19 protein-coding genes are annotated in these 26264 nt (G+C 41.2%); 8 read left to right on the top strand and 11 right to left on the bottom strand.

Annotated features, from left to right (window positions below; genetic code table 11):
* Nucleotides 1-141: 141 nt before the first annotated feature.
* From ACF3N8_RS03240 to ACF3N8_RS03230, 3 genes are all read right to left on the bottom strand, one after another.
* Entirely contained in the window at nt 142-1518 is a 1377-nt protein-coding gene (locus tag ACF3N8_RS03240) for an MFS transporter (protein ID WP_009382259.1), read from the bottom strand.
* Between the two features lie 13 nt (nt 1519-1531).
* Nucleotides 1532-4564, bottom strand: a complete 3033-nt coding sequence (locus tag ACF3N8_RS03235) for an NADH-dependent flavin oxidoreductase (RefSeq protein WP_238100860.1) — start codon at nt 4562-4564, stop codon at nt 1532-1534.
* 112 nt (nt 4565-4676) lie between these two features.
* Complete coding sequence (locus ACF3N8_RS03230) at nt 4677-5606, bottom strand: FAD:protein FMN transferase (protein WP_238102030.1); 930 nt, start codon at nt 5604-5606, stop codon at nt 4677-4679.
* Nucleotides 5607-5913: 307 nt separating this feature from the next.
* On the opposite strand from ACF3N8_RS03230, the gene ACF3N8_RS03225 reads away from it, so the two are divergent.
* Nucleotides 5914-7113, top strand: a complete 1200-nt coding sequence (locus tag ACF3N8_RS03225) for a multidrug effflux MFS transporter (RefSeq protein ID WP_238100859.1) — start codon at nt 5914-5916, stop codon at nt 7111-7113.
* 398 nt (nt 7114-7511) lie between these two features.
* Here the strand turns inward: ACF3N8_RS03225 and ACF3N8_RS03220 are convergent, their stop codons facing one another.
* A complete protein-coding gene (locus ACF3N8_RS03220; protein WP_238094047.1) occupies nt 7512-8123 on the bottom strand; it encodes a YIP1 family protein in 612 nt (203 codons plus the stop codon).
* A gap of 223 nt (nt 8124-8346) precedes the next feature.
* Here ACF3N8_RS03220 and ACF3N8_RS03215 point away from each other — a divergent pair, with 223 nt between their 5' ends.
* The 5 genes from ACF3N8_RS03215 to ACF3N8_RS03195 all read left to right on the top strand — a co-directional run bounded on the left by ACF3N8_RS03215 (nt 8347) and on the right by ACF3N8_RS03195 (nt 12742).
* The gene (locus ACF3N8_RS03215; RefSeq protein ID WP_238094046.1) at nt 8347-9513 is read left to right on the top strand and encodes an efflux RND transporter periplasmic adaptor subunit; all 1167 of its coding nucleotides are present in this window, start codon (nt 8347-8349) and stop codon (nt 9511-9513) included.
* Nucleotides 9510-10190: an ABC transporter ATP-binding protein gene (locus ACF3N8_RS03210; RefSeq protein WP_009382269.1), complete on the top strand. Its 681-nt coding sequence runs from the start codon at nt 9510-9512 to the stop codon at nt 10188-10190. The genes ACF3N8_RS03215 and ACF3N8_RS03210 overlap by 4 nt, the downstream gene beginning before the upstream one ends.
* Entirely contained in the window at nt 10187-11362 is a 1176-nt protein-coding gene (locus ACF3N8_RS03205; protein ID WP_017176681.1) for an ABC transporter permease, read from the top strand. The genes ACF3N8_RS03210 and ACF3N8_RS03205 overlap by 4 nt, the downstream gene beginning before the upstream one ends.
* A 515-nt stretch (nt 11363-11877) precedes the next feature.
* Nucleotides 11878-12120 (top strand): hypothetical protein, encoded by a 243-nt coding sequence (locus ACF3N8_RS03200; protein ID WP_009382272.1) that lies wholly within the window; start codon nt 11878-11880, stop codon nt 12118-12120.
* A gap of 355 nt (nt 12121-12475) precedes the next feature.
* The gene (locus ACF3N8_RS03195; RefSeq protein ID WP_009382274.1) at nt 12476-12742 is read left to right on the top strand and encodes a hypothetical protein; all 267 of its coding nucleotides are present in this window, start codon (nt 12476-12478) and stop codon (nt 12740-12742) included.
* A gap of 80 nt (nt 12743-12822) precedes the next feature.
* On the opposite strand, the gene ACF3N8_RS03190 is transcribed toward ACF3N8_RS03195, so the two are convergent.
* From ACF3N8_RS03190 to ACF3N8_RS03175, 4 genes are all read right to left on the bottom strand, one after another.
* A complete protein-coding gene (locus ACF3N8_RS03190; protein ID WP_009382277.1) occupies nt 12823-14472 on the bottom strand; it encodes an NAD(P)/FAD-dependent oxidoreductase in 1650 nt (549 codons plus the stop codon).
* A 539-nt stretch (nt 14473-15011) separates the two neighbouring features.
* Nucleotides 15012-16244 carry an acetylornithine deacetylase gene (locus ACF3N8_RS03185; RefSeq protein ID WP_009382279.1) on the bottom strand — a complete coding sequence of 411 codons (1233 nt, stop codon included), beginning with the start codon at nt 16242-16244 and terminating at the stop codon, nt 15012-15014.
* A 217-nt stretch (nt 16245-16461) separates the two neighbouring features.
* Nucleotides 16462-17088, bottom strand: a complete 627-nt coding sequence (locus tag ACF3N8_RS03180; RefSeq protein WP_009382281.1) for an ABC-2 transporter permease — start codon at nt 17086-17088, stop codon at nt 16462-16464.
* Nucleotides 17085-17939, bottom strand: a complete 855-nt coding sequence (locus ACF3N8_RS03175) for an ABC transporter ATP-binding protein (protein WP_017176682.1) — start codon at nt 17937-17939, stop codon at nt 17085-17087. The genes ACF3N8_RS03180 and ACF3N8_RS03175 overlap by 4 nt, the downstream gene beginning before the upstream one ends.
* 438 nt (nt 17940-18377) lie before the next feature.
* Between ACF3N8_RS03175 and ACF3N8_RS03170 the strand changes: the two genes are divergently transcribed.
* Complete coding sequence (locus ACF3N8_RS03170) at nt 18378-20333, top strand: fructose-1,6-bisphosphatase (RefSeq protein WP_392450237.1); 1956 nt, start codon at nt 18378-18380, stop codon at nt 20331-20333.
* Between the two features lie 380 nt (nt 20334-20713).
* Nucleotides 20714-21703, top strand: a complete 990-nt coding sequence (locus ACF3N8_RS03165) for a choloylglycine hydrolase family protein (protein WP_009382286.1) — start codon at nt 20714-20716, stop codon at nt 21701-21703.
* Nucleotides 21704-22195: 492 nt separating this feature from the next.
* Here ACF3N8_RS03165 and ACF3N8_RS03160 read toward each other — a convergent pair whose 3' ends face one another.
* Genes ACF3N8_RS03160 through ACF3N8_RS03150 form a run of 3 tightly spaced genes read right to left on the bottom strand, consistent with a single transcriptional unit; the run spans nt 22196 to nt 26150 of the window.
* A complete protein-coding gene (locus tag ACF3N8_RS03160; protein WP_009382287.1) occupies nt 22196-22561 on the bottom strand; it encodes a hypothetical protein in 366 nt (121 codons plus the stop codon).
* 42 nt (nt 22562-22603) lie between these two features.
* The gene (locus ACF3N8_RS03155) at nt 22604-24376 is read right to left on the bottom strand and encodes an ABC transporter ATP-binding protein (protein WP_017176686.1); all 1773 of its coding nucleotides are present in this window, start codon (nt 24374-24376) and stop codon (nt 22604-22606) included.
* A complete protein-coding gene (locus tag ACF3N8_RS03150; RefSeq protein WP_238102035.1) occupies nt 24357-26150 on the bottom strand; it encodes an ABC transporter ATP-binding protein in 1794 nt (597 codons plus the stop codon). Before ACF3N8_RS03150 ends, ACF3N8_RS03155 begins: the two co-directional genes overlap by 20 nt.
* Nucleotides 26151-26264: the final 114 nt, after the last annotated feature.

Genomic DNA, 26264 nt, shown 5'->3' with positions numbered 1-26264 from the left:
TTGGTTACATAAGTACCTAAATTTCTTTCAAGGCAATTTAAACAAGAGCCAAAAATTTAACGATTTGGCTTTTCAAGGAGAAAAAAGAGCTGGGACTATATTAAGTCCCAACTCCGTGTCAAAATTTAAGTCTCTATATATTCACGTTTCTACATTTGATTTAGGAATGACGCTAAACGCCACGATAAAGGCAGTGAGTACCATGAAGGCACCAACAAGTAGTGCTATCGTTGCTGCTACGTGCGGTGTTTGTGTCGCTGCGAGTGTCGCATATACGGTTGTCACAACGGCGATACCGAATGCAGCGCCAAGAGTCGATGTCATCTTAATGATACCTGATGCCATGCCGACCTTTTCAGAAGGGGCATTAGAAACTGCAGTTGATAAGGCTGGTGTCGCGAAGAAACCGAGTCCTAGTCCAATGAGTGAGAAGCCTACAAGCGCTACGGCGTAATACGCAATGCTCGGTAAGAAGTTCAGCGCGAGTAATGAAATGCCGACGCAAATGGCTATTGGACCGACCATTAAAGGTACTTGCGGCCCTTTCTTCTGCATGTAACGTTCGCCGACACGAATCATCACTAAACTACCGATCATATAAGGTATTGTGATGAGGCCAGCTTGTGCGCCAGTTAGGTGTAAACCGTCTTGTGCGAAGATGTTAAATAACGCGAGTGAACCGATTACGGTATTCACAAGCAAGTTCGCAATCGTAGTACCAATATACACCTTGTTTGAGAATAAGCTAAAGTCGATGAATGGATGTTTCTGCCTTTGTTCAAAGATGTAAAACAGGATCAATGTAATGATGAAGATGGCATCGAGCGTTAGGATAATTGGGTTAAGCCATCCGAATTTAGAACCTTGTGTAATGACAATATTAATACTAATCATCATCACGACGAAGATAAAGATACCCATTACATCAAACTTTTTATGCTTACTTGATTCATCTTTAGATTCAGGGATGTCTTTTAACATCAGCATCGCGATCACGGCGAAGATGATTGAGAGCACGAAGATGAATCGCCAGTTCAGATACGTTGCGATGGTGCCTGCGAAGAGTGAGGCGAGCCCTGTACCACCGTATGATCCGAATGACCAGTAACTCAGTGCTTTCTGTCTTTCCTCACCTGAAAAGAACTGATTGATTAACGCGATGGTTGACGGTAATAAACATGCTGCTGAGAGTCCTTGGAAGACACGACCTGCAAGTAATAATGCAGGTATGTTCGTAAGGATGACGCATGCTGAACCGATAATGCTGAGTATGAGACCGATTTGCGCGATTTTTACGCGGCCGAGTTTGTCTGATAAACCACCTGCGACGACGATAAAGACGCCTGTTAATAAGGAGGTCAGACTGACGGCTATGTTCACGACGCTCATGTCAATGTTGTAATCTTTCTGAACGTGTGGCGCGATATTGAGTAACGATTGCGCAAAGAGCCAATACGTGAGTATCCCTAGAATAATACCAATGATGAGTTGTTTACCTTTACGAAAGTTTGCTGTCATCAGATATCACGTCCTATTCTTCAATGACTGGATTTTGTGAAGCGGTTTGTGCTGCAATGCGTCCAAATGTGAAGATGTCAGCTAACGCGTTACCACCTAAGCGGTTACCTGCGTGAATACCACCTGCAACTTCACCAGATGCATATAAACCTTCAATGACTTGGTCATCGATATTGAGTACTTGTGCACGTTCGTTGATGCTTAAGCCACCCATCGTATGGTGAACGGCTGGTTTACGTGGTGTTGCGTAGAACGGTGCTTTCTCAATTTTTAAGTCGAAGGCATTTTTATCGAACGCGTCGTCATGACCTTGGTCGACGAAGCGGTTATATGCTTTGATCGTTTCGACGAGCGCCGCTTCAGGCATGCCTAATTTCTGTGCAAGTTCTTCAAGCGTGTCTGCTTTAACTAACGTGCCATCGTCTAGCTCGTTTTGAATTTTCTCTTCAGATGTGTTCATTGCGAGCGCTTTAATGTTTTCGTCCGCAATCATGTAGAACATGCCGTCTCTTTGGTTAAGTGCCGCTTTCGATAACACGTCACGACTTTCAAATTCGTTCACGAAACGCTTACCTTCTTTGTTGACGAAGACGAAGTTAGATGGCGTTACAACGAGTCCTGTAAATAACGCACCTGTCTTCGGATCTGAGATTGGCATCATTTGTGAAAAGCCCATGCCAACCAGTTTCGCACCTGCCTGTGTACCTAATCGTATACCGTCACCTTTTATCGCTGGTGAGTTCGTTGTTTTAATATCATCAGGAATGTTATCCCAATACGTGTTGTATTGTTGTAGCATCTTCGTATTCGCACCAAAGCCACCAGTCGCTAAGATGACACCATGACGTGCATAAATTTTAACTTTGGCACCGTTTGTTCTACGTGCCTCTACACCTACAACTTTGTTGTCTTCTACGATAAGCTTTTCAGCAGTCGTTTCTGTGTATATACGGCCGTTATTGGCTTTTACAAAACCGCTCAACGTTTCAACGTATTCAAGACCTTGAGATTTCATCGGTTTATGACCGCGGCGCCATAGAGCACCTACAGGCATATCCACGAATGAACGGTCGAAGTGTACACCTTTGTCTGTCAGCCAGTTTACTGATTCTAATACGTTGTCAGTAAGCGTCTTAACAAGGTTGTATTGACCGATAATCTCTTTACCGTGTTTGTCGGTACGTTTACCACCTAGGTATGTTTGAATACGGTGTAACTCAACTGAGTCAAAGAGATAAGCTTTATCGTCATTTGTTTCTTCAAGATACGCTTTGATTTGTGCTTTAAGTTTTCTAAAGTCTTCGATGTAAGCGTCATCGATTTCAGATTCGTCAGTTTCGATTAAATGGCTTAATGTTTCGCGTTCACCTGATAATGCGTGGAAACTGTTCTGCCATTTCGGTTCTGGCGCGTTAACTTGTCCACCTGTACGGATTGTATTACCACCGATTGCTGGGAATTTCTCAAGCATTGTCACCGTTTTACCACAATCAATTGCGGTTGCGGCTGCACTTAGTCCTGCACCACCTGTACCGATAACGACCATGTCTGTTGTTTCTTCGATGACTTCATTAGACCATTTCACGACAGGTTTTGGACGTGCACGTAAGACATCTGGGTTCTCACCTGCAAGTTCAATCGCATCGGCAATACCGTCGATAATACCTTGGCTCGTTACAGTTGCGCCAGAGATTACGTCTACGTTTAATGTTTGGCCATCAATAATATCTTGAGGTAAGCGTTCAAATACTGGGTTCGCGATACCTTCAGATTCACCGCTGTCGTCTACATGAACGCTTAAGATACGGTCTTTAGAAAGTTCGACTTTCATCGGTAAATTACCATTGTGACCTTTCGCAAATACGTTGTACGTACCAGGTTTAAATTCAACTTTTTTATTCTGTAGTTTCTTAAGTCGTTCATATTTACGATGTTCTTCTTCTTTATCTAGAATCATGAAGTCCATGATCTTCCATAATGGTGAAGGTAGATGTAAGATACGTTGGTCGTGAATATCAACGAATTCTTCAATCTTTTCATGTCGTTTAATCTTCTCAACCCAGTCAGGTTCTACAAGGTAAGCTTTACCAACACTGAATAGGTCATAGCCTAGAGATAATGCTTCTTCAGCGTGTTCACGTTGTGAAATACTACCTACACCCATGAGTGGGATAGATGCTAATTTATCACTTTGAAGCTTTAAGTACTTATTAATTAAAGATTCAGTATCTTCTTGATTTACGATAGATGTACGTTTGTAGCTGTTTGCTGAGATGTGGAAGTAGTCTGGGTCGTACTCTGCTAACGTGTTTAAAAGGAACATTGTGTCTTCGAATCGAATACCAGGCTCTTCAATTTCTTCCGGTGAAAAACGGTAACCAATGATAAAGTCTTTAGCGTTATGTGCTTTCGCGACTTCTTGTACTTGTTTCAGTACTTCTACAGGGAATTTCGTACGATTCTCACGAGTGCCACCCCATTCGTCTTGACGACGGTTAGAGTGTGGTGAGAAGAATTGTTGAATTAAATACGTGTTAGCACCATGAATTTCAACGCCGTCAAAGCCTGCTTCGATTGCACGACGCGTCGCTTCTTTAAAGTAATCAATCATTTGTTCAATTTGATGCGTCGTCATTTCTCGCGGCACGGATGCGTCTGGTCTTAAGGCTGCGACTGGGCTTGCTGAAATTGGCGTTTCGCCTGCGTTTAACCTAGGATTCGCCATACGACCAGCGTGATAAATTTGCAAGATAGCCTTAGAGCCCTTTTCCTTGATGGCAGAGGCTAATCGTTTTAAACCTACAATTTTATCGTCTGTGTCGATACCGATGGCGCCTGGGAACCCACGTCCATGATCTTCAATAAAACAACTTTCGACGATAAGTGCTGCGGCATCGCCTGATCGGAATCTATAGTAATCGACCATTTCGGATGTGACACTACCGTCAAAGTAGCCCGCTTGAATTGTCATAGGTGCCATGAATACTCTGTTTTTTAGTTTCGCACCAGAGTTAAGTGTGATTTCATCGAATATGTGTTTCGTCATTCTTACTTCCTCCAAGTTTGTTTTAGGGGTATAGCGTTAAAGCTTGGTTGCGTGTTATTTTTGTGATTTTTTTCACAAATATACCTAAAAAATATATGCCCACTTGAGCACGTTACTTAAATATGGTTACGTTTTGCCGTATACGAGAACTGCACTTGATTTCATTGTTCCTTTTAATGATCACTCCCTCGATACCTTCAACCTGATTAAGCATTTCAATATTTTGGTCTGCATGGCCGAAGCTACAAATGGTCGACCAAATTTCACCATCAATCGAACGGTCCGAAATAATCGTCACGCTTTGTATATCGTTTTCAACGGGGTAGCCTGTCTGACTATCAAGGATGTGGTGATAAATGCGATCACCCTTTTTGAAAAAGCGTTCGTAAATCCCTGATGTAACGACGGATTGCTGTGTAACGTCTACTTTCGCGATGGGACGTCCACTCTGATGAAAGGGGTCTCGAATACCGACGCCAAACGTTTGATTTTGGTCCTGGTTCTGGTTGATTGTGATGACGTTGCCACCGAGATTAATGATACCTTTAGTGACGCCATTCTGAGTGAACAGTTGTTGTAATTCATCTGCGAAGTATCCTTTAACAATCGCACCTAGGTCAAGTTCCATACCTGGTTGCTTGAGGTACACTTCTTGGGTCTCGTCGTTTAGCACCATGTCATTCGGGTTAATTCGTGTAAGGGCTTTGTCTATGTTGCTTTGAGATGGTACATTCGCGCCTTCGAAGCCGATTTTCCAAAGTTTAACTAAAGGACCAATCAGGACATTCATCTTCTGGTTCGATGATAGACTGACGTGATGCGCATGCTTGATCATCTGATATAACTCCGCGTTCACTTTGACGGGTGACAGACCTGCTTGATGTTTAATCGCCATAAGCTCCGACGTTTCAGCGTTCGCACTAAATCGATGTTCCCATTCTTTGATTTTAGCTTCCGCCTTTTTGAAAAGCCCAGCCGATTCTTGATGTTCAATTGAAAGACTGATGAGCGTTCCCATAGCTTTGATTTCATGTGTGTTCAAAGTTATTATCTCCTTCACTATCTCATCCACCTTTAATATAGCACACTGAATTATATTTTAAGTTATTTTATTTGATGTTTTAATAAATTGATAAAAAGATGCCACATATAAGTCATTAATTTTTCATAATTGATTAATTAGAGAATTTGTTTTGTTGATTAAACTAATTTAAATAGTGAGGTTGAATGTTGTATTTTGGGGTGGTACTTTAGTTTACAAATGTTTATACTGTATAAGTAACTTTTCAAATATAAAATATAGACAAATTAAAAGATATATTTCATTCATTTAATTGGAGGTTCACACCATGAATTCAAAGACAGATCAAAAGATTAATTTCTCCATATTTATTATTTTACTCGGCGTTATGACAACGTTTGGACCTTTACTATCCGACCTCTATACCCCTTCGTTACCGGGTGTCGCAGAAGATTTAAATACGTCCGCTTCAAGCGTTCAGTTATCGTTATCTATTGCGATGATTGGTATTGCGCTCGGTCAATTTATCTTTGGTCCCTTATCTGATAAATATGGTAAGAAGTTATCGACTTTAGGTCTTATGTTGGTCTTTATCTTAAGTTCGATTGGCTGCATGTTCGCACACAACATTACATTATTAATTGTGTTCCGCTTCATCCAAGGACTTATGGGTGGTGGTGCGATTGTCATCGCGCGTGCCACTGCAGGTAACTTATATAATGGTAAGAAGTTGGCTAAATTTTTAGCGATATTAATGGTGATTAATGGAATTCTAACGATCATTATTCCATTAATTTCAGGGCTCTTGTTAAGTTATTCAACTTGGCGTTCAATCTTTACCCTACTCGCGATCATTGGTGTTGTATTAATGATTGTGGCCTTTTTCTCTATGAAAAGCGACCGCGATGACGTGAAGGCGTCGCCGATTTCCTTTAAAGAAGTGATTGAAGACTTCGGCCGCCTGTTAAAGACGAAACGCTATATGGTGCCGTTACTCATTCAAAGTATTACGTACATCATGCTATTTAGCTATGCATCGAGCGCGCCGTTTATTACACAAACGATTTATCATTTATCGCCGCAACAATATAGTATCTTTATGACAGTCATCGGCATCGGACTTATTATTTCGAGTCAGACTGCTGGTAAACTGGTTGATTATTTCGACCGCGGTAATATTATATTTGGGATGTTCGGGCTACAAGTCCTAGGTGGCATTCTCGTGATTATCGCGCTCCTTATGCATCTACCAGTATGGGTTTATATGATTTCCGTCTTCTTTACGGTCGTTCCCGTTGCGGGCGTTGGCCCATTGGCCTTTTCAATTGCGATGGAAGAACGAACTGGCGGTAGTGGTAACGCGGCTAGCCTACTTGGTTTAACCCAGTTTATTATCGGGAGTATCATTGCGCCGCTTGCAGGTATTATGGGCGCAAGCAACGTATGGCCTTATGTGACAATTATTTCCATAACAATCGTATTAATCTTCATCATTTCTTTCCTCAGCAAAAAGACCTTTAAAGCATAAAACAAACTGTGAAGTTCCCCCTTTCGAGCGGGTGAGCTTCACAGTTTTTTTGTTGGTTTGGGTTTATAGGTTGAGGCAGTTACATTGGCATAAGCAGTTTTAGTTTTAAAGGCGGATGCAGTTTTTGAGAAACTGCTTGAATATTGCATAAGAATAGAGTTAAGGTCGGACTTCACGATTCTGAGACTTGATTAGAAATCCGTAATCAAGTCTCAGGTCGTTTGAAACGTGATGGTGAAACCGTAATCAAGTCTCAGAGTGCTTGAAACTTGATGACGAAACCGTAATCAAGTCTCAGAGCGTTTGAAACTTGATGGCGAAATGCTCATCAAGTTTCAACCTATTAGATATAAGAAAAACACCCTCGTTGTTGTAACGAGGGTGTTCATTTTAAAAGATTAACCGCCTAAACCGCCTAGCATGCCTAATAGAACGCTTATAACAAAGAATACTAAACCGAAGATAGTAGCGGCTTTACCACTCATACCGATAACTTTGTAAATGACTAAGCCGAATAGATAAGATTGTAATAAAGTCTGTAAGCTGAGTGCTTTTAAGATATTATTTCCTGGGTCAAAGATATTTAAGCTTGAGATGTTTACGTCTTGCGGATCTAATCCAAAGATAAGTTGAATTAAGTTAATGATTAATGAAAAAGCTGTTGAGATAACTAAGAATAATAGCGTCGCTGCGAAAAGGCTACGTTTTTTAGCTTGTGAACGAACGATACTTGCGATAATTAGAAAGATAAGCCAATAGATTAAGATACTAAATAATAAACCAAATACAGCCCCGACGATTGCGCTAATTTTTAAGAAATCTTCATTAATAGTTCCTTCAGTACCTGGTTGTGACATTTTCTCTAATGCTTTACCAAAGTCTGTTGCTTGAATGGATAAGAATACGGATATTGCTGCGAGAACGATGTACGTTAAAAGCTTGAGTGGCCACTTAGGATTTTCACGACATTGACCGAATTCATGACCGAGCACTAGTTTTTCATCTTTCATTTACAAAATCCTTTCAATTTTAATAATTTATGATACCTTTATTATGTTATCATTCATCTTATAGAATATAATATCTGAATTTAATTGGAGATGGTTAATTCACTATTTATTATACTAATAATTTATATTATTTATCAAATTGCAATATTTGACTTTTTGATGTGATAATTAATTATAAAAAAATTTTAAACATTCATTATATAGAAATAGGAGTGGGTTGAATTTGAAAAACAAATTATTCTGGATTATTAGTGCGATTGTCATTGTGTTACTGATTATCGTGGCTTTTATAGTGAAACAAACGAGTGACAGCAATAAAAGTAAGAAGGAAAATGAGTATCAAACATACAAAGTTGAAAATGAAGCACCTTTAAGTGTTTCTGGTAAATCATCACCAAATAAAATTAAAACGTACAATAATAATGAACAATTTGGAAAAGTATCTAACATCAATGTTAAAGACGGACAAAAAGTAAGTGAAGGCGAAACGTTACTTTCTTACGATGGTTCAGGTGAGAAACGTCAACAACTACAAGAAAGTGTAGACCAAGCATCTCAAGCCGTTGAACAAACACGTCAACAAATGAGCGACGCGAAAGGTTCTGAACAAGAGAAATTACAAAAAGAATTAGAAAAGCAACAACAAGAACAACAAAAAGCACAGAAACAACTATCTCAATACGATGAACAAATGAACCAAAGTCAAACAGCTGAATTCTCAGGTAAGGTTGAAGTAGTAGATGGTGCTAATGCTGAAAGTGGTAAGCCTGTCTTAAAATTAATCGCTGACAAACCTGAAATTGAAACTGAACTTTCTGAGTTTGATGTTACTAAAGTTGATGAAGGTGACAAAGTTAACATCAAAGTAAACAGTACTGGTGAAAAAGGTAAAGGTGAAATTAAACAAGTTTCAGAATTACCTACAAGCTATGAAGAACAAGGACAAAGTGCTGGTGGCGCGAGTCAAATGGCTCAAGCTCAAGGCGGACAAGCTGCAGGCGGTGAATCTGAAGGTGGCGAAGCTGGCGGTGTTGAAGCACAAGGTGCATCTCAAGCTTCTAACCCAGTATCAAGCGCACCAACTGGTGGTTCTGGTGAATCATCTAAATATAAAGTGACTATTGGTAACTTAAGCATTCCAGTTCGTGCTGGTTTCTCTGTTGAAGGTGAAATTCCATTAGATACAGTTAAGATTCCTAAATCAGTATTAACTAAGAACAACGAAGTTTATGTCGTAGATAAGAACAACAAAGTTAAGAAGAAGAAACTTGAAATTCAAAAACGTAACGGAGAAATCTTCGTTAAGAAAGGACTTAAAACTGGCGAAAAAGTTTTAAAGAACCCTAAAAAGTCTTTAAAAGATGGCGATAAAGTTGAGGTGTCTTCATGATAAAACTCATCGATGTCAATCGCTCCTTTAAAAACGGCAACGAAGAAAACCACATTCTAAAAGACATTAATTTATCCATCAAAGCGGGAGAATTTATCGCGATTATGGGACCTTCGGGTTCTGGTAAAAGTACGCTCATCAATATCTTAGGATTTATTGATCGTGGGTACGAAGGTGGATACCTTTTCAATGATAAGAATTATAAAAATACATCAGATAATAAACTATCTGAAATTAGAAATAAAACAGTGGGATTTGTATTCCAAAACTTTAAGTTAATTCAAAACAACACGATTTTAGAAAATGTTAGTATTCCCCTACTTTACCGTGGATTAACTGGGTCTGACCGTAAAGACCGCGTTATGTCTATCCTTGATAAAGTTGGGTTAAAAGGTAAAGAACAATTAGTTCCAAATAAATTATCAGGTGGTCAACAACAGCGTGTCGCAATTGCGCGTGCTGTTGTGAATGAACCGAAGTTCATCATTGCCGATGAGCCTACAGGTGCGCTTGATTCTAAGACATCTGAAGATATTATGGATTTATTCGTTGAACTGAATCGTGACCAAAAGACAACGATGATTCTTGTTACACATGATCCTAAGGTAGCTGAAAAAGCTGACCGTGTGATTCATATTCTTGATGGTCGCATTCAAAGAGAAGAGGTGCTATCATGAGTAACTTTATGAATATCCTCTCTGTCTCAATGAAATCGATAATGAAGAATAAGCGACGTAATATTTTCACAATGATTGGTATCGTTATCGGAATTGCAGCCGTAATTACCATCATGTCTTTAGGTGAAGGTTTTAAACAATCTTCACAAAAGGAATTTGAAAGCTCTGGTGCATCTAAGGATTCAGCTTTAATCATGTACAATACGATGGATCAAGGTAAGGGTAGTAATCCTTTTGATGAACAAACCCAACAAGTTGCGAAACAAGTTGAGGGTGTAAAGGACGTTAAGATTAAGGAAAACGACCAAGAAGGTTACAGCGCTAAAATGACGAACCCTCAAAAGCAAGGTGACATCACGATTAAGAAGAAAGATAATCTTAAAAAGACCGAAAAAGGTGAGGGCTTTTCAAAGGAAGACAACGAATTATTTAAAAAGGTTGTAACTGTTGATACGAGTCTTGCGGAAGATGCCTTTAACGGCGACGCTATCGGTAAGAATTTATTTATCGATGGCCAAGGCTTCAAGATTGTTGGTGTGACGGCGAAGGATCAAATGGCTGAAAACGGTGTAAACATGCCGAAGAAGACGTTTGACCGTTACTTACCGAACTTACAGCAAAATACGTCTCAACTTGAAGTGAAGATTAAGGACGGCAGTGAGAAGAAAGAAGTTGCTAAGAAAGTTGAAGAAGAACTCAATAAGAAAGGTGCTGGCGCAGGCTCTGGTCAGTATTCATTCACGGATATGCAACAAATGATGAAGCAGTTTAATAAGATATTTGATTCAATTACGGCATTCGTTGCCGCGGTTGCAGGTATTTCGTTATTCATCGCGGGTATCGGTGTTATGAATGTGATGTATATTTCAGTAGCTGAGCGTACTGAGGAGATTGCGATTCGCCGAGCATTTGGTGCGAAAGCGCGTGATATTGAGCTTCAATTCTTAGTTGAGAGTATCGTGCTATGTCTGATTGGTGGTATTATCGGTTTAATTCTCGGTATTATCTTCGCTAAATTGGTAGAAGTTCTGACGCCAGAATTTATTAAGAGTGCGGTTACGTTAACTTCTGTTCTGATTGCGGTTGGCGTATCGACGCTGATTGGTATTGTGTTCGGTTGGATTCCAGCGAGAGCCGCTGCTAAGAAAGAGTTAATTGATATTATTAAATAAGTTTAGAAGGATTTAGACAGTAACTGAATATCTATGATTGCTTGGAGAGCTGATGGCGCCGGCGACGGTATGGCGGATACGGTGTTAAACGGCCGGTGCGTCTGCATACTTAAATGCGCGCGACGTCATAACGCGGACTAAGTAATACAGGTATTGAGTTGGGTTGTATCGTGATGAAAGTTCACGACAACCCGGTCTAAATCCTTTTTTTATTACATATTGAACAGATTAATTAGGTGATATATACATGCTCACCTCGTAATTTAAATATTATTTTGCTTAAAGTTCAATTTTCAAACAGCTGACTCCTAGGGGTGGGGCCCCGGCACAGAAATTTGCGCTAGCAAATTATCAAGCTATGCAAGCTGGGGCTTTCAAAATTATGAGCAAAGAAGCTCTAGCTTCTTTGTAAGTTCAACTAATGAATTAAAATTCGAGTTGAGCTTTACAGGAAAGCATGCCGTTTAAGGAAATTGAAGTCATAGATCTAAATTTAAAATTTGGAGGTTTTGGACGTGAAGCGATTTTTAAAGGCATCAGGCAATGGCTTTTTTATTATCATCGGAAGCTATATTCTTCTTTTCATTATGGATTTCTTAAATCTGGAGGCTAAGGATACTAAAGTATTACGCATGTTGAGTGACATTGGTATCGTTCACTTATTTAAAGAGCCTTTATTTAATGGGCTTTTCACATTGATGATTGTAATCTCAATCGGCGTATTCATTCAAAATTTAATCGGTAAAGATGAGGATTAGTATGTCAGGAGAAGTTTTGTCATTTTCTAAAATATATGATATTTAAATATATAAATAATCAATAATTAGGTGATTTAAATGTCTCCACATACTATCTATGTAATCTTTAATGTTATTTGTGCTATAGCTTTAATATTGACCCTTTTCAAATTAAGTTTGCGTGTATTTTGCAGCGTTCTCATAATTCATTCCATAGGCGCGTTCATCTACAGATACTTCTTCAACCATGAATCTCTTGGCCACGCTATATTGTATTCAATTGAGCTTTTGCCGTTGGTCATTCTAGGATTTTATTTATGGAAGCGCGCTCAGCGTAAGAAGCAAACGTCGCAATCTCATAATAAAGGATGATTTCATGACGCCTTATAACTTTATGCTCGGTGTTACGATTCTTATGATCGTGATTATGATTATATTCTTATTTAAGTTACGTTTTTTACACATCGCTTGGTTATTAACCATTCATAGCATCATTTTATTTCTTGCACGTTTCTTTTGGGAAAAGCAAGATCTTTGGAAAGCACTTTTCGATTCGTTCGATATATTCCCGTTCCTCATCTTCGCATATTACATTTGGAAGCACTATGACCGTAAGAAAGACAATAAGGAATCCGAGTCTTAAACACAAATAAACCTGAGTGATTTTGTGGCCATAGAGCCATCTTTTCACTCAGGTTTTTTTATATCAACGCTCATGCTTGTTTACGGGCGCAGCTGATTCAAGTAATTTTCAATTTCGCTTATTTCGGTAACCTCTGTCGCTAATCCAATATAGCCATCCGGTCTCACAATAAGTACTGTCCCGTTATAGATTTTTTGTTTACTAAGGTCTTTTGACCAAGGGAAATAATGCACATTCATCTCATATAAATCCGCAATTTCATCGATTTCGGGCACGTTTTGACCGAACACGAGGAACTGCCATGCTACGTTCTGAAGAGGTTCGAACGTATCTATTTGAAGTCGATTGATCCATGGCAAACGGTCACCACCCTTGAACCTTCCGACCTCCCCTTTACTCAACTTACTCTTCCGATAATTGATTTCAGTTTGAGAAATACGCTTAAAGAACGCGCGTTTCATCTTTTGGCTTTTCGCTAAGAGAGGCGCAAGTTTAGGCATGATAAACAAGCGCAACAACTTACTATGAATCATCATCGTGAACATCTTATCCGTCGTCTTCACTAATTTCTTCGCAAAAGCCCTACGCTCAGTATCGTATGTTTCAAGGAGTTCGGGGTTGAGCTTGTCCTGTAAGACGCCGCTCAACTTCCAAGCTAAATTAAAGGCATCGATTATGCCAGTGTTCATACCTTGGCCGCCTGCTGGACTGTGAATATGTCCGGCATCGCCAAGTATAAAGGTACGCTTGGTCTTGAAGGTATCGGCCACGCGATGGTGAATCTTGTACGGCGCGTACCAGTTCACTTTACTGATGTCGAAGGCATAAATGTCTTTGACAAACGGAATGAGTGGTTCGAATGTTTCAGGCGCCTTACCTTCGAAGGATTTCGGTATGACACCAATCAGGCGCATACTATTCTCATTACGAACGCGCATCGCGATGCAGAAATGATTACCTTTGAAACCGATGTTTAAGTCATCAAGCATTTGGTCGGTTTCGACATCTGCCACGAAGAAACGCTCTTCGTATGTACCACCTGGGAAGTTGATGTTTTGCGATTTACGTACGACGCTGTGGGCACCGTCGCAACCGCAGACGTATTTGAAGGACTGCGTTTCTGTTTGGTCGTTCGGCGTCGATTCACTATCATGATGGTTGATACTTGGGGATGTATGGTCTGATGGTGTTTCAGTTTGTGCAGAATCAGATGACGTAACGTCTGAATGGGCTTTGTTGTTGGTTGAAGGTTCTTGGTTTCGGGATTCTGAAGTAGCTGTGTTTGTGTTATTGGTCCTTTCAAAAGTGACCTCGACGTGATCATCATATTCCTTAACGTCCGTTACGGTCGTTTGCCACTCGACTTGAATGCCGCGCTCGTTCAGAAGGTTCACGAGCGTCTTCTCATGGACGTCTTGTGCAAGACTGAGTGCGAACGGATAAGGGCTTATGCCGTGGCCGATGTCGTTGAAGTCGACCCTCGCGACGTGCTTGTTGGACTTGTACATGTTGAGCCCTTTGATTGGGAAACCTTTGCTAATGATTTCTTGGTCGATGCCGTACTGCTGGTAAGCTTCGAGCGTTCGAGCCTGTACGACGATTGCGCGTGATTCTTGAGCTGGGCCACTCGCTTGTTCGACAATGCGAAACGGCGTCCCTTGTTCGTGAAGTGCGAGTGCAAGAGCAAGACCTGTAGGCCCAGCACCTATGATGAGTACCTCTGCTTTCATATAAGTCACTCCTTGTAAGGTTAAGTTGGTTATTAAGTGGCGGTAGGCTTGGTTGGTGTGGCTACGAATTGTGCATTGGTGCAGTATGTTGGCATAGGTATTTGCGAGCGTTCATATGGTTGTAAGCAATTTCGTGTGGTTTATGCTAATTTCATGCAGTTTTTGAAAAATTTAGTCCATGTTACATTGTTTGACTCTAACTTTGTAACATGGCTTCCTTGTTACATTGTTTGCCTCAGTCTTTGTAATATGGGCTTCTTGTTACATTGTTTACCTCTATCTTTGTAACATGGAAAATTTTCGTAATCGAAAATTTCTCATTATTTGAAATTTAGGTGTAAATTTTGATTTAGATTTCTATATGGTAATAGGGGCGTTATGCGATTGTTTCAATTTTCTTTCGCATAACGGGGCCGACCGTTACTCTCGACAACACAAAGTATCGCCGACTAACCGCTAATTCAAGAAAGCAAGCGCCGGACCGAAAGCAATTACACGTCTAGAGAGCCCGACGCCCACATTCCTCAATCCACTAACACCTACTTAACCGGCGCTTGGTACCATCTTTTCAAGAATCCATATAGTACCTGTTCAAACGATTCTAAGTCTTTGATTTCGATTTTTTCGTCGACGCTATGGGCTTCTGTTAATTTACCTGGTCCGAATAAAATGGTAGGAACGCCGAAGTCTTCTAACCAACCACCATCAGTCACTGTCGTACTCATGCCTGAAGGTAGTTTGTCGCCGTGGACTTCTTTGTACACGTCTTCAAGAAGTGCGTATCCTTGATGGGCTTTTGGCAAGGTGAAACTAGGAAAGATTTCGCCCTTGTCTTCGATCATGGACGTGCCGCCCCACTCGAATTTGAGCGGGTTCTCGCGTAACCAAATGTCCGCTTCGGCCATCTTATTCAAGTGGTCTTCGATTTCGCGAACGACATCGTTATAATGCTCGTTCGGCAGGTAGTGAACGGTAAACCACAGCTTACATTCGTCGGCAATAAATGCGGGATGACGGCCACCTTCGATATAGGCAGGGTTGATTGTTGTCGAACCACTCGGCATATCGGGGTACGACTTCATGACCGCCCAGTGTTGTTCGAGTTCGCGCAGGCTCGCAATGACCTTCGTCATCTTCTCAATCGCGCTCGCGCCGAAGAGACCACCGCCCGCGTGAACCATTTGTTGACGGGCACCGTCGTGAATCGTCGTCTTACTTTGAACGGTAACCCAGCCCGTAATGACGCCGCCTTGACCGAGTGCCATCTGTTCACTCGTATCAAGCACAAGTCCGAGGTCCGCTTTAGGCCCGTGCTCACATGCGACCTTCGTGCCTGCTTCACCTACTTCTTCACCGACAACGGATTGCACGATGATGTCGCCTTTAGGACGTAGCCCTTCTTCTTGAAGCTTCTCAAGCGTATACAGTAGCGTCGCAAAGCCACCTTTCATGTCACTAACACCGCGTCCGTATAGATAGTCGTCCACCTGAGTCACCTCAAACGGTGGGTACTGCCACTCGCGGTCGTCGCCTACATTCGCGACATCGACATGACCGTTTATAATCAGTTTCGGTGCGTCTGAATCCGTACCTTTCAGGATCGCGTTAATCACACTGTCGTTCTCATATAGTGGAATTCGCGTTGTTTCAAATCCTAGGTCTTTCAATAGCGCTTCAATTTCATCTTGGAGTGGGTCGGTATTTCGTGCTGGCGGGCTTTCGGTATTGTATTTAACTAGTAGTTCAAGTAAATCTAAATGACGTTTTTCCATAATTATCCCCCTTAATTTGTTATCGTTCGTTTCGTGTGTTACTCCTTCTATTCCCGAATTTCTTCATATTTAAAAAGTACGAGACACAATTACGTATCCCGTGCTTTGTTTGGCACCTTTTTGAAAAGTACTTTAGAAAAGTATTTAGTTGAAAAGTCAGCCCGTAACTCGATAGGGCTTTTCAAGGAGGGGCAAGGGTCATAACGAATGTTGTCGATTATAAATCCTTGTTCATAAATGATTTGGTTGCGATGGCGTACCCAATGTATGCAACAACAATACCAAGGAGGAGTAGGATGACTCTTGAGTAAAAGAATGCCAGTGTGTCAGGTAATTTCAGAACTGTTGTAAAGAAAATCATCGGCGCAATCGTCAGAAACAGGATGAATAGTACGCACAATAGAATCGTCACGATTTGTGCGCCTTTCGAATCGCTTGCGCCCTTCTTAATAATAACGGCCAATATGACTGACATGTTCAAAGCGAAGCCAATTCCAAAGATACCGTTTGAAAATGCCTTCAACGCGCTATGATGGATGATTAACGTCATGATTGACGCAAATATCGTAATAGCTAGACTAATAGCTAAGAACGTGGCATAAACTGATTGTACGTATGCTTTACGTGAAACGGGTGTTGTTGAAAGAAATTGAACCCAACCGCTCGTTTCATCTTGTCGGATGCTTTCGATTAACACTGTAGTCGGTAAAATATAGATAATCATACCGGAATTTAGATGTGGATCATTAAATAAATTAATTATGGTAACAAAGCATGACAATACAAAGAACAGGGTCAAACGACCTTTCATCATGTCGATTTGATTAAGCATTAAACCTTTCATACTAATTTACCTCGCATTAGAATTTTTGTGACATCATCAATCGTTTGGATGTTTGAAACGTCTACGCCTTCAACGTTAATAGGTTCAGTGAGCACGAGTTTAACGCTACCCTTTCGTTCGTGATAGGCGTAAACGGCCGACTTCGGAATTGAACTTAAATCATCAAGCGTTGTTTCACCAATAAAGTATTTCTCGTAAAGGTCTTGTTTCGACACTGTCAATTGAACGTTTCCATTTCTTAAAAAGACCAGTGTGTCGGCAATCTTCTCAATATCTTCTGACATGTGTGACGAAATTAGAATTCCGTTACCGCGGTCGACGTACGTTTCTAGATGTTCTAAAATTTCCTCTTTACTCGTGACGTCGATACCTGCCGTCGCCTCATCTAAAATAAGAAGTTCACTTCTGTGTGACAGCGCAACGGCGAGCGTTAATTTCATTGACATACCGCGTGAGAACTTCTTAAGCTGACGATCTTTCGGTAGGTTAAAGTACTCGAGGTATGACTTGTATGTATCGCTTTCCCATTGGTCGTATATACGGTTAAAGTAGCGACTTAGCTCAAGCGCCGTTAATTTCTCGGGAAATTTCATCGTATCGAATACAACGCCGATTTGATTTCGGTGTTTCGACATTTCGCTATCAACCAATTGGTCTTTAAACCAAATTTCACCTGCCGTTTTAATCGTTGTGCCGACAACTGTCTTCATTGACGTTGATTTACCACAGCCATTACGGCCGATGAGCGCGACTACTTCGCCTCTATGTATATTGAAATTAATATCTCGTAATTGGAATTCTGAGTCTTCAAATCTTTTACTAAGATTTTTTACTTCAAGCAAGTTTTCCATACATTCACTCCTTTTCATTTATTTAGGTGGTGTCGTAAATTCGAAGGTTCGAGTTTGACGTAATCCCTAACAGCTTGTGCCTATTGGGGGCCGGTCCCCTAATCTCAAGTTCAGCCTACGAATGGAAAATTGGGTCGCACTCTTATATGAAATTAAGCTCTCAACACTTCATCACTCCGCGAATTCATCAACATCCCTCAATATATAATTATTTTATTAAAAGTAAATTATATTCAATTAAACTATATCATTAATCACGCATAATTATTACCTTTAAAAAGAATTTATTACAAATTCTAAACATTTCCGCGCGAGCCATCGTAAAGCCCTACTTTTAAATAAGCTTCTACTTAAAAAATGCTATGAAATCATGCTATGATGAATGTAACCGCTTTAAATAATTTGATAAAAATTAAAATTTTACAGGTGAGTGAAAAAATGAGTATGACGAGTGAAAGAGAATTAAAGAATAAGTATTTAGATTTATTGGAACAAAAGTACAATCATGAAGAAGAGCTTGCCACAGAAATTATTAATTTAGAATCTGTCTTAGAGTTACCTAAGGGTACAGAACACTTTGTAAGTGACTTGCATGGTGAGTATGAATCATTCCAACATGTGCTAAGAAATGGTTCGGGAAATGTACGTGTTAAGATTAATGACCTTTTCAAAGATGAATTAACGAACAATGAAATTAGTGAGCTTGCAGCGCTCGTATATTATCCGGAAGAGAAGTTAATGCATGTGAAGAATCAATTTGATAATCGTGATGAGCTGAACGAATGGTACAAAGTCACAATTAATCGCTTAATTAAATTAATTGGCTATTGTGCGTCGAAGTATACGCGTGCGAAGCTTAAGAAGGCGTTACCTAAGCGCTATGTGTACATCGTTGAGGAGCTATTATACAAGCGCCATGAGTACAACAATAAGAAGTCCTATTATCAAACGATCTTAAATCAAGTGATTGAGTTAGAACAATCTGACGACTTAATTATTGGGCTATCTTATTCGGTACAACGCCTTGTAGTCGACCATTTACATGTGGTTGGTGACATTTATGACCGTGGCCCACACCCTGAGAAGATTATGGAGACGTTAACAAAGTATCATTCTCTTGATATTCAATGGGGTAACCACGACGTGCTTTGGATGGGTGCGTACGCGGGGTCTAAGGTATGTCTTGCGAACTTGTTACGTATTTGTGCGCGTTATGACAACCTTGACATTATCGAGGATGCTTATGGTATCAACCTGCGTCCACTTTTAACACTCGCTGAAAAGTACTACGACGATAACCCTGCATTCCGTCCTAAGAAGAATGCTGAGAAACATATTAATGAATTAGAGAAGATTCAAATTACGAAGATGCATCAAGCGATTGCGATGATTCAATTTAAGCTTGAAATGCCAATTATTAAACGTCGTCCGACATTTGAAATGGAAGAGCGTCTCGTTCTTGAAAAGACCGACTATGATAATCAAACGCTGAATATGAATGGTACGGTTTATGATTTAGAGAACACGTGCTTCCAAACGGTAGACCCTGAAGACCCTGCGAAGCTTTTAGATGAGGAAGCTGAAGTGATGGATAAAATCTTGCTTTCTTTCCAAAAATCTGAAAAGCTACGCCGTCATATGATGTTACTCCTTCAAAAAGGTAACTTATACTTACGTTACAACGGCAATTTACTGATTCATGGCTGTATCCCAGTTGATGAAAATGGTGATATGGAAGCGATGGAAATTGAAGGTAAGTCTTATAGCGGTCGCGAGTTGCTCGACCAATTTGAATATTATGTGCGTAAGGCTTTTGAAGATAAAGAAGTGACAGACGATATCGCGACGGACTTAGTTTGGTACTTATGGACAGGTAAATATTCATCATTATTTGGTAAACGTGCGATGACGACGTTCGAACGTTACTTTATTTCTGACAAAGCATCTCATAAGGAAGAGAAGAACCCGTATTACCACTTACGTGAGAACGCGGACATGTGCCGTAAGTTATTGAATGACTTCGGTTTAGATCCTGAAAACGGCCATATTATCAATGGTCACACGCCTGTTAAAGAGATTAAGGGTGAGGACCCAATTAAAGCTGACGGCAAGATGTTAGTCATTGATGGTGGCTTTTCAAAGGCATATCAATCAACAACAGGTATCGCGGGTTACACACTATTGTACAACTCTTATGGCATGCAGTTAGTGGCGCATCAACATTTCAATACGAAGGAGAAAGTGTTGCACGATGGTGACGATGAGTTGTCAACGCGCCGTGTGGTTGATGAAGAGTTAGAGCGTAAGAAGATTCGCGATACGAATAAAGGTAAGGCAATTCAGGAAGACATCGACATCTTAAAAGAATTGCTACACGACCGTTATTTAAAGTAAGATAATGATGTAAGTAGTCTTAGTTCGAGGGCTGCGTGCTAAGTTGTATGTAAGACGATTGCGGAATTAAGTTTTCTTCAAGGTGGATTGACGTTTTGCCACCTTTGAAAAGCCCTATGCTTGAACTTTCATAAATGCATATTGTACGGAAGTGAACCCTAGATGACGTGTGTTGTCGGCGGTTCACTTCTTTTATCAAGGTGAGGAGGAACTTTAGATAACGGATGTTGTCGACGTTCAACTCTTTTATCAAATTAAGGGGGAACTCTAGATAACGGATGTTGTCAGCGGTTCACTTCTTTTAACAAATTAAGGGGGAACTATTGATGACGTGTGTTGTCGACGTTCGCTTCTTTTAACAAATTAAGGGGGAACTCTAAATGTGTACAGGATTTTCGTATTTGTTCAAGAGCAATACTAATTTATTAGGACGTACAATGGACTTCGCATTTGGTTTACAAGGGAAGCCGACTGTTGTGCAGCGCGGTTATGAATTTGATTCTATGACAGGCTATAATGAAAAGCTTGATTATGGCTTTTTAGGGACTGGCGTTTTAATGGACCGCGCGTTATTTGCAGACGGCGTGAACGAACACGGCTTATCGATTTCCGTGCATTACTTTACTAAGGAAGCGACGTACTCTGAGGAAAGTATTCCGAACAAGATTAATATTACGGCGGAAGAAGTGATTCTTTGGGTACTTGGCTTTAACAAAGGTATCGAGGACCTTAAGCGTAATGCGACGAACGTGAATATTGTAGATTACAAGAATCAAATTATCGATAAAGTTGTACCGCTTCACTTTATTGTTACGGACCCAAGTGGCCAAACGATTGTCATCGAGCCGACGAACGGTAATTTAGTGATTAAGGATAACCCGCTTCACGTGTTGACGAACAATCCAAACTTAGATTGGCATATGCGTAACGTGAAGAGCTATTGTGCCTTTTCACCGATGCATCCGAAAAAGGGTTCATTAGGAGAAGCCTTTGATTACGATCTTGGTAACGGGGCTGGGACACATGGTTTACCGGGTGGTTATACTGCTGCGGAGCGTTTTGTAAAAGTCGCGTACTTAACTCATAATATGGAAAATACTGAAGACGACAATGTTAACTTAGCGAATACATTTAAAATCTTAGAGACGATGAGTGTACCGCGTGGGGCCGTTCTTGAACAAGATACAGGTGAGTACCACTTCACGCAGTATGTGGCTGTGATGGATACAACGAATCGCGCGTTCTATTTCAAGCCGTATTTTAGTAGTGAAATCACGGCCGTAAAGCTTACGGAAGAACTTCTAAATAAAGACGAACCTACTACATTCGAACCCGTAGACGACTTTAAATTTCATATGATGAACGACTAAATTTAAATGTGGGTGCGTCTGGAAGTGTGCCAGACGCTTCCTTTATGGGATTAAATAAGGAAATGCTAGATACGCGATGGGCGCATCTAGCATTTTTCATTGTTCGGGTTGATGAGTTATGGGCGGTTGTAGGAAGTACGGGTCGAGGGACCGTTATGCGATTGTTTTTATTTTCTTTCGCATAACAGCCCCCTTATGCGATTGTTTTTATTTTCTTTCGCATAACGGCCGCCTTATGCGATTGTTTCAAATTTCTTTCGCACAACGGCCGCTCTATGCGATTGTTTCTAATTTCTTTCGCACAACGGCCGCCTTATGCGATTGTTTCTAATTTCTTTCGCACAACGGCCGCCTTATGCGATTGTTTTAAATTTCTTTCGCACAACAGCCCCCTTATGCGATTGTTTCAAATTTCTTTCGCACAACGGACTCCCGCATCAGGTCCGTTACCGATACCGGCCTTATCCACTTTCTACTTACCCCTCTTACAACCTATCCTCTTTTATGCATTTGATTCATATATGATCGGTACTCATCGATGGTAAAAACCTTATCCCTAGGCTTAATCCCGTAATCTTCAATGAAGATACCGTCACGTTTTTTCACATAGGGCACGACGGTTGCTTTAAATTTAACGCGTTTTCCTATTAGACTCTTAAATCGCTTATAGTACTTATTACGCTCATATAGCCAAATATGGTCGATTCTTTCACCTCCAATATGCACCTTCGTCATTAGAATTCTAACGTTAGGTTCAAATGTCTCCTGTATATTAAATTGACTTTGATAAAACACTTTATTAACAGTAGCTGTGACAGTAATGTTCTTATTTCGAAAAGGTTGTAAACTTTCTCTCATAATATTCAATCCTTTCACGCTCTTAAATATCGTCCTTAATCCCTAACCATTCTGCAATAAATACATTTTATGATAAATGCCGCCTTGCTTAATCAATGATTCGTGGTTACCGCGTTCTACAATCTCCCCGCGATTAAGCACTAGAATATGATCGGCATTTTGAATGGTCGATAGTCTATGCGCTATAGCGATGGTCGTACGGCCCCTACGCATTTTATCGAGGGCCAGTTGAATCTGCTCTTCAGTTTCTGAGTCGATATTCGCCGTAGCTTCATCAAGTATCAAGATTTTCGGGTCCATAGCCATCGTTCTCGCGAAAGCTAAGAGTTGGCGTTCCCCGCTTGAAAAGGCAGCCCCTTTTTCGACTACTTTAAAGTCATATTGACCTGGCAAAGCTTCGATAAATTTATCTGCTTGGACAAATTCAGCTGCTGCCTTCACTTGTTGAAAGGTCATCTTAGGATGGTACAACTTAATATTAGATGCGACAGTACCGTAAAAGATAAAAGCATCCTGCAGTACTAAACCGATGCGACGTTTCAGTTCTTGTTTAGGGATGGCTTTTATCGAATGACCATCGATCGTAATATCTCCTTGGTCAAACTCGTAAAAACGCATAAACAAATTAACAATTGAACTCTTACCAGATCCTGTGTGACCAACTAGCGCAACGGTTTCACCTTGATTTACTTTAAAGGAAATGTTCCTTAATACATCGCGACTACCGTCATAACTGAACGTCACGTTTTTAAATTCGATGACGCCGTCAGTAATCGCGTAATCGGGGTTGGGCTTTTGCTTGGGTTCTAACGTGTCATCGTCAATTAACTTAAACACGCGACTCCCTGCTACAAGTGCACGCTGGAGGATGCTCAAATTCTGACTCACCTGGTTTATCGGTTCGATGAAATTCTGCATATATTGTAGGAACGCGTACACAAGACCAGCTGTAATCACGTGGTTGAAACTGAACACGCCGTAGTACCCTAGAATGAGCACCATCGAAATAATTGAAATCAATGAAATCGCTGGGCGTAAGAGTAGGCCATCTAGACGAATCGTTTTCATGTTAAAGCCATAATGTTCGTCATTCGTACGCTCAAACGCCCTGTGCAAGCGCTTTTCCTGATTGAAAGCCTGGATAATCTTCATGCCTTCGATCGATTCCGCAAGTTTCGCATTCAACATCGACAGTCGATGTCTCGCCTCTGAAAAGTAAATTGAGGCATACTTTCGATAAATGGCTAACGTTAAAATAATGATTGGAATGAAGATGAGTGAGATAAACGCGAGCTTCACGTCCAGCACAAACATCATTGTGTAACTCGCGATTACCATGAACACGGCCGTTATCGCCGTTGAAAAGACATAAATAAACATGTCGACAATTGCTTCGGTATCATTTGTAAGACGTGAAACGACACTACCGCCTGGAACTTTGTCGAAGTAACGCATACCGAGTCGACCGATTTTACTGAAGGCATCAATGCGTAGTTGTTGGATAACCTTAAGCGCGAGATATTCAAAGTAATACGTTTGAAGGTAAGCCGTTACTGCGCCGCCGATTTCAGCAAGGATAAAGATGCCGATGAGCAATGTGATTTCGTTCGGTGGAAAGTGGTCCTGCGTTAAATATTGATCGATGAAAATCTTGACCAAGAACGGTGACGCCATCATGCAGGCAGTCGAAATCGCAAGCATGATGAACGCGAGAATAATCATGCGTTTATGCGGCGACGTGTAAGCAAGTAATCGCTTTAAGACGCGTCCTTGCTCCTTTGCAGATAAGTTTATATTATGATCTTGTTGTTCCATCATGCTCACCTCCTTGCACAAGGTCGTCTAAGTCGTGCGTTAAAGATGCCTGTAACGCTTGTGCTTGGTACGTTTCGTAGTACCAACCTGCTTCTGCCATTAAGGTTTCATGCGTACCGCGCTCGATGATTCGCCCTTCATCCATCACGATAATGAGGTCCGCATGACTAATCGCACTCATGCGATGCGCGGTAATGATATTCGTCTTACCTTTACGCTCGTCGTGTAAGTTGTTCAGAATGCGTGATTCCGTTTCCGCATCAACTGCCGACAATGAGTCATCAAGAATCAGTACATCTGGATCTGTAATGAGTGCGCGGGCGATTGAGATACGTTGTTTCTGACCGCCAGAAAGCGAGACACCGCGCTCCCCGATAACTGTTTCATAGCCATCTGTGAACTGCGTGATATCGTCATGAATCGCACTTAGACGACTCGCCGCTTCGATGTGCGCTTGATCAATGTCCGGATTACTAAACGCAATGTTCTCGCGAATCGTCGTCGAGAATAGGAAATGATCTTGTGGCACGTAGCCGAACTTCGAACGTAATTTCGAAAGTTGATAGTCGCGAAGAGGTCGTTCGCCGTAAGTGATGTCACCCGGTTTCTCGGTATCAAATTCCCTCAGCAACAACCGTATGAGCGTACTCTTTCCTGACCCCGTTCGACCGACGATGCCAATCGTCGCCCCTTCTTCTACTTGAAAGCGGATATCTTTGAGTAAGGGCTTTTCATCACCCGGGTAATAAAATTGGTCAATATCATACGTAATCGTTCCTTGTGGCACCGCCTCCGTTTGAAAAGCCACGTCGATATCGCTCTCAGTGTTAAGGATCTCTTCAATACGTTCGTACGATGCGCGACCCTTTTGCACAATGTTAAAGAAGAACCCGAGCGCAAGTAGCGGCCAAATCATCATACTGAGATACGTCGTGAAGGTTACAAGCTGGCCGATCGTGATTTCGTCGTTGAAGACCATATGCGCGCCAAAGTATAACGACAGAAAGTAACTCGCGCCTACGACCAGCATAATTGTTGGGTCGAAAAATGCGTCGATCTTCGTCACACGGATATTTCGTTGAACGACATCGTTACTAAGTTTAACGAAGTCTTCGTGATCTTCATTCTCGTAACCGAACGACTTCGTCACTTTAATACCTGCGATACTTTCTTGAGCCTTGTCATTCAATTGGCTAAAGGCCTCTTGTGCCTTTCTAAAGGACGCATTGAGTAACTTACCGAGGTAACTCGTGATAATTACCATGAGTGGTAGTGGGATGATGGCGATCAGCATGAGCTTCGGACTAACGGTAACCGCCATTGAAATGAGAATCATACCGCCCATGACCATAGCGTCGACAATTGTAAAGACGCCGGGCCCCGCAGTCTGTTGCACCGCGTTAATATCATTTGTCGCATGCGCCATTAAGTCCCCTGTACGTCTTCTTTGGAAAAATGGCGGACTCATGGAGGTATATTTCTTGTAGAGCCGCGCGCGTAAGGTCCGCCCGAGGTTAAAGCTAGCTCCGAAAATGAAAATTCTAAATAAATATCTAAAACCGTATGTAAGGATACCCGTCGCGAGCAGTACCGCGAGTAGTAGCGTTAGTTTCTCGGGCGTTAACGTCTTAGTCGTAAGCGCGTCGATAACCCGCCCGATGATCTGCGGAGGTACGAGCTGCAAGAGCGCTATGAATACGAGCATCGTAATCCCGATTGCATACCGTTTCCACTCCATCTTGAAAAACCAACCTAATTTCTTAAAAACGATCATTCCGTCACCTCCTAGGAAAACTGTAGGTAAACGTTTTGTTGGGTTTGATACCGTTATAGGTGTATTCCGGTCGTTTACCATGAGTCTGTAAGTATAAGTTTACCACAATTTTCA

The organism is Staphylococcus massiliensis (genome assembly GCF_043186315.1).
Lineage (GTDB): Bacteria > Bacillota > Bacilli > Staphylococcales > Staphylococcaceae > Staphylococcus > Staphylococcus massiliensis.
This window is presented reverse-complemented; position numbering and strand designations above follow the sequence as displayed.

Excerpts from the sequence above, each read along its gene's own strand:
- ACF3N8_RS03240 (WP_009382259.1), bottom strand. The coding sequence starts at position 1,518 with ATGACAGCAAACTTTCGTAAAGGTAAACAACTCATCATTGGTATTATT.
- ACF3N8_RS03185 (WP_009382279.1), bottom strand. The coding sequence starts at position 16,244 with ATGGAAAAACGTCATTTAGATTTACTTGAACTACTAGTTAAATACAAT.
- ACF3N8_RS03225 (WP_238100859.1), top strand. The coding sequence starts at position 5,914 with ATGAATTCAAAGACAGATCAAAAGATTAATTTCTCCATATTTATTATT.
- ACF3N8_RS03195 (WP_009382274.1), top strand. The coding sequence starts at position 12,476 with ATGACGCCTTATAACTTTATGCTCGGTGTTACGATTCTTATGATCGTG.
- ACF3N8_RS03210 (WP_009382269.1), top strand. The coding sequence starts at position 9,510 with ATGATAAAACTCATCGATGTCAATCGCTCCTTTAAAAACGGCAACGAA.
- ACF3N8_RS03180 (WP_009382281.1), bottom strand. The coding sequence starts at position 17,088 with ATGAAAGGTTTAATGCTTAATCAAATCGACATGATGAAAGGTCGTTTG.
- ACF3N8_RS03160 (WP_009382287.1), bottom strand. The coding sequence starts at position 22,561 with ATGAGAGAAAGTTTACAACCTTTTCGAAATAAGAACATTACTGTCACA.
- ACF3N8_RS03170 (WP_392450237.1), top strand. The coding sequence starts at position 18,378 with ATGAGTATGACGAGTGAAAGAGAATTAAAGAATAAGTATTTAGATTTA.
- ACF3N8_RS03235 (WP_238100860.1), bottom strand. The coding sequence starts at position 4,564 with ATGACGAAACACATATTCGATGAAATCACACTTAACTCTGGTGCGAAA.
- ACF3N8_RS03220 (WP_238094047.1), bottom strand. The coding sequence starts at position 8,123 with ATGAAAGATGAAAAACTAGTGCTCGGTCATGAATTCGGTCAATGTCGT.
- ACF3N8_RS03175 (WP_017176682.1), bottom strand. The coding sequence starts at position 17,939 with ATGGAAAACTTGCTTGAAGTAAAAAATCTTAGTAAAAGATTTGAAGAC.
- ACF3N8_RS03205 (WP_017176681.1), top strand. The coding sequence starts at position 10,187 with ATGAGTAACTTTATGAATATCCTCTCTGTCTCAATGAAATCGATAATG.
- ACF3N8_RS03190 (WP_009382277.1), bottom strand. The coding sequence starts at position 14,472 with ATGAAAGCAGAGGTACTCATCATAGGTGCTGGGCCTACAGGTCTTGCT.
- ACF3N8_RS03155 (WP_017176686.1), bottom strand. The coding sequence starts at position 24,376 with ATGGAACAACAAGATCATAATATAAACTTATCTGCAAAGGAGCAAGGA.
- ACF3N8_RS03150 (WP_238102035.1), bottom strand. The coding sequence starts at position 26,150 with ATGATCGTTTTTAAGAAATTAGGTTGGTTTTTCAAGATGGAGTGGAAA.
- ACF3N8_RS03165 (WP_009382286.1), top strand. The coding sequence starts at position 20,714 with ATGTGTACAGGATTTTCGTATTTGTTCAAGAGCAATACTAATTTATTA.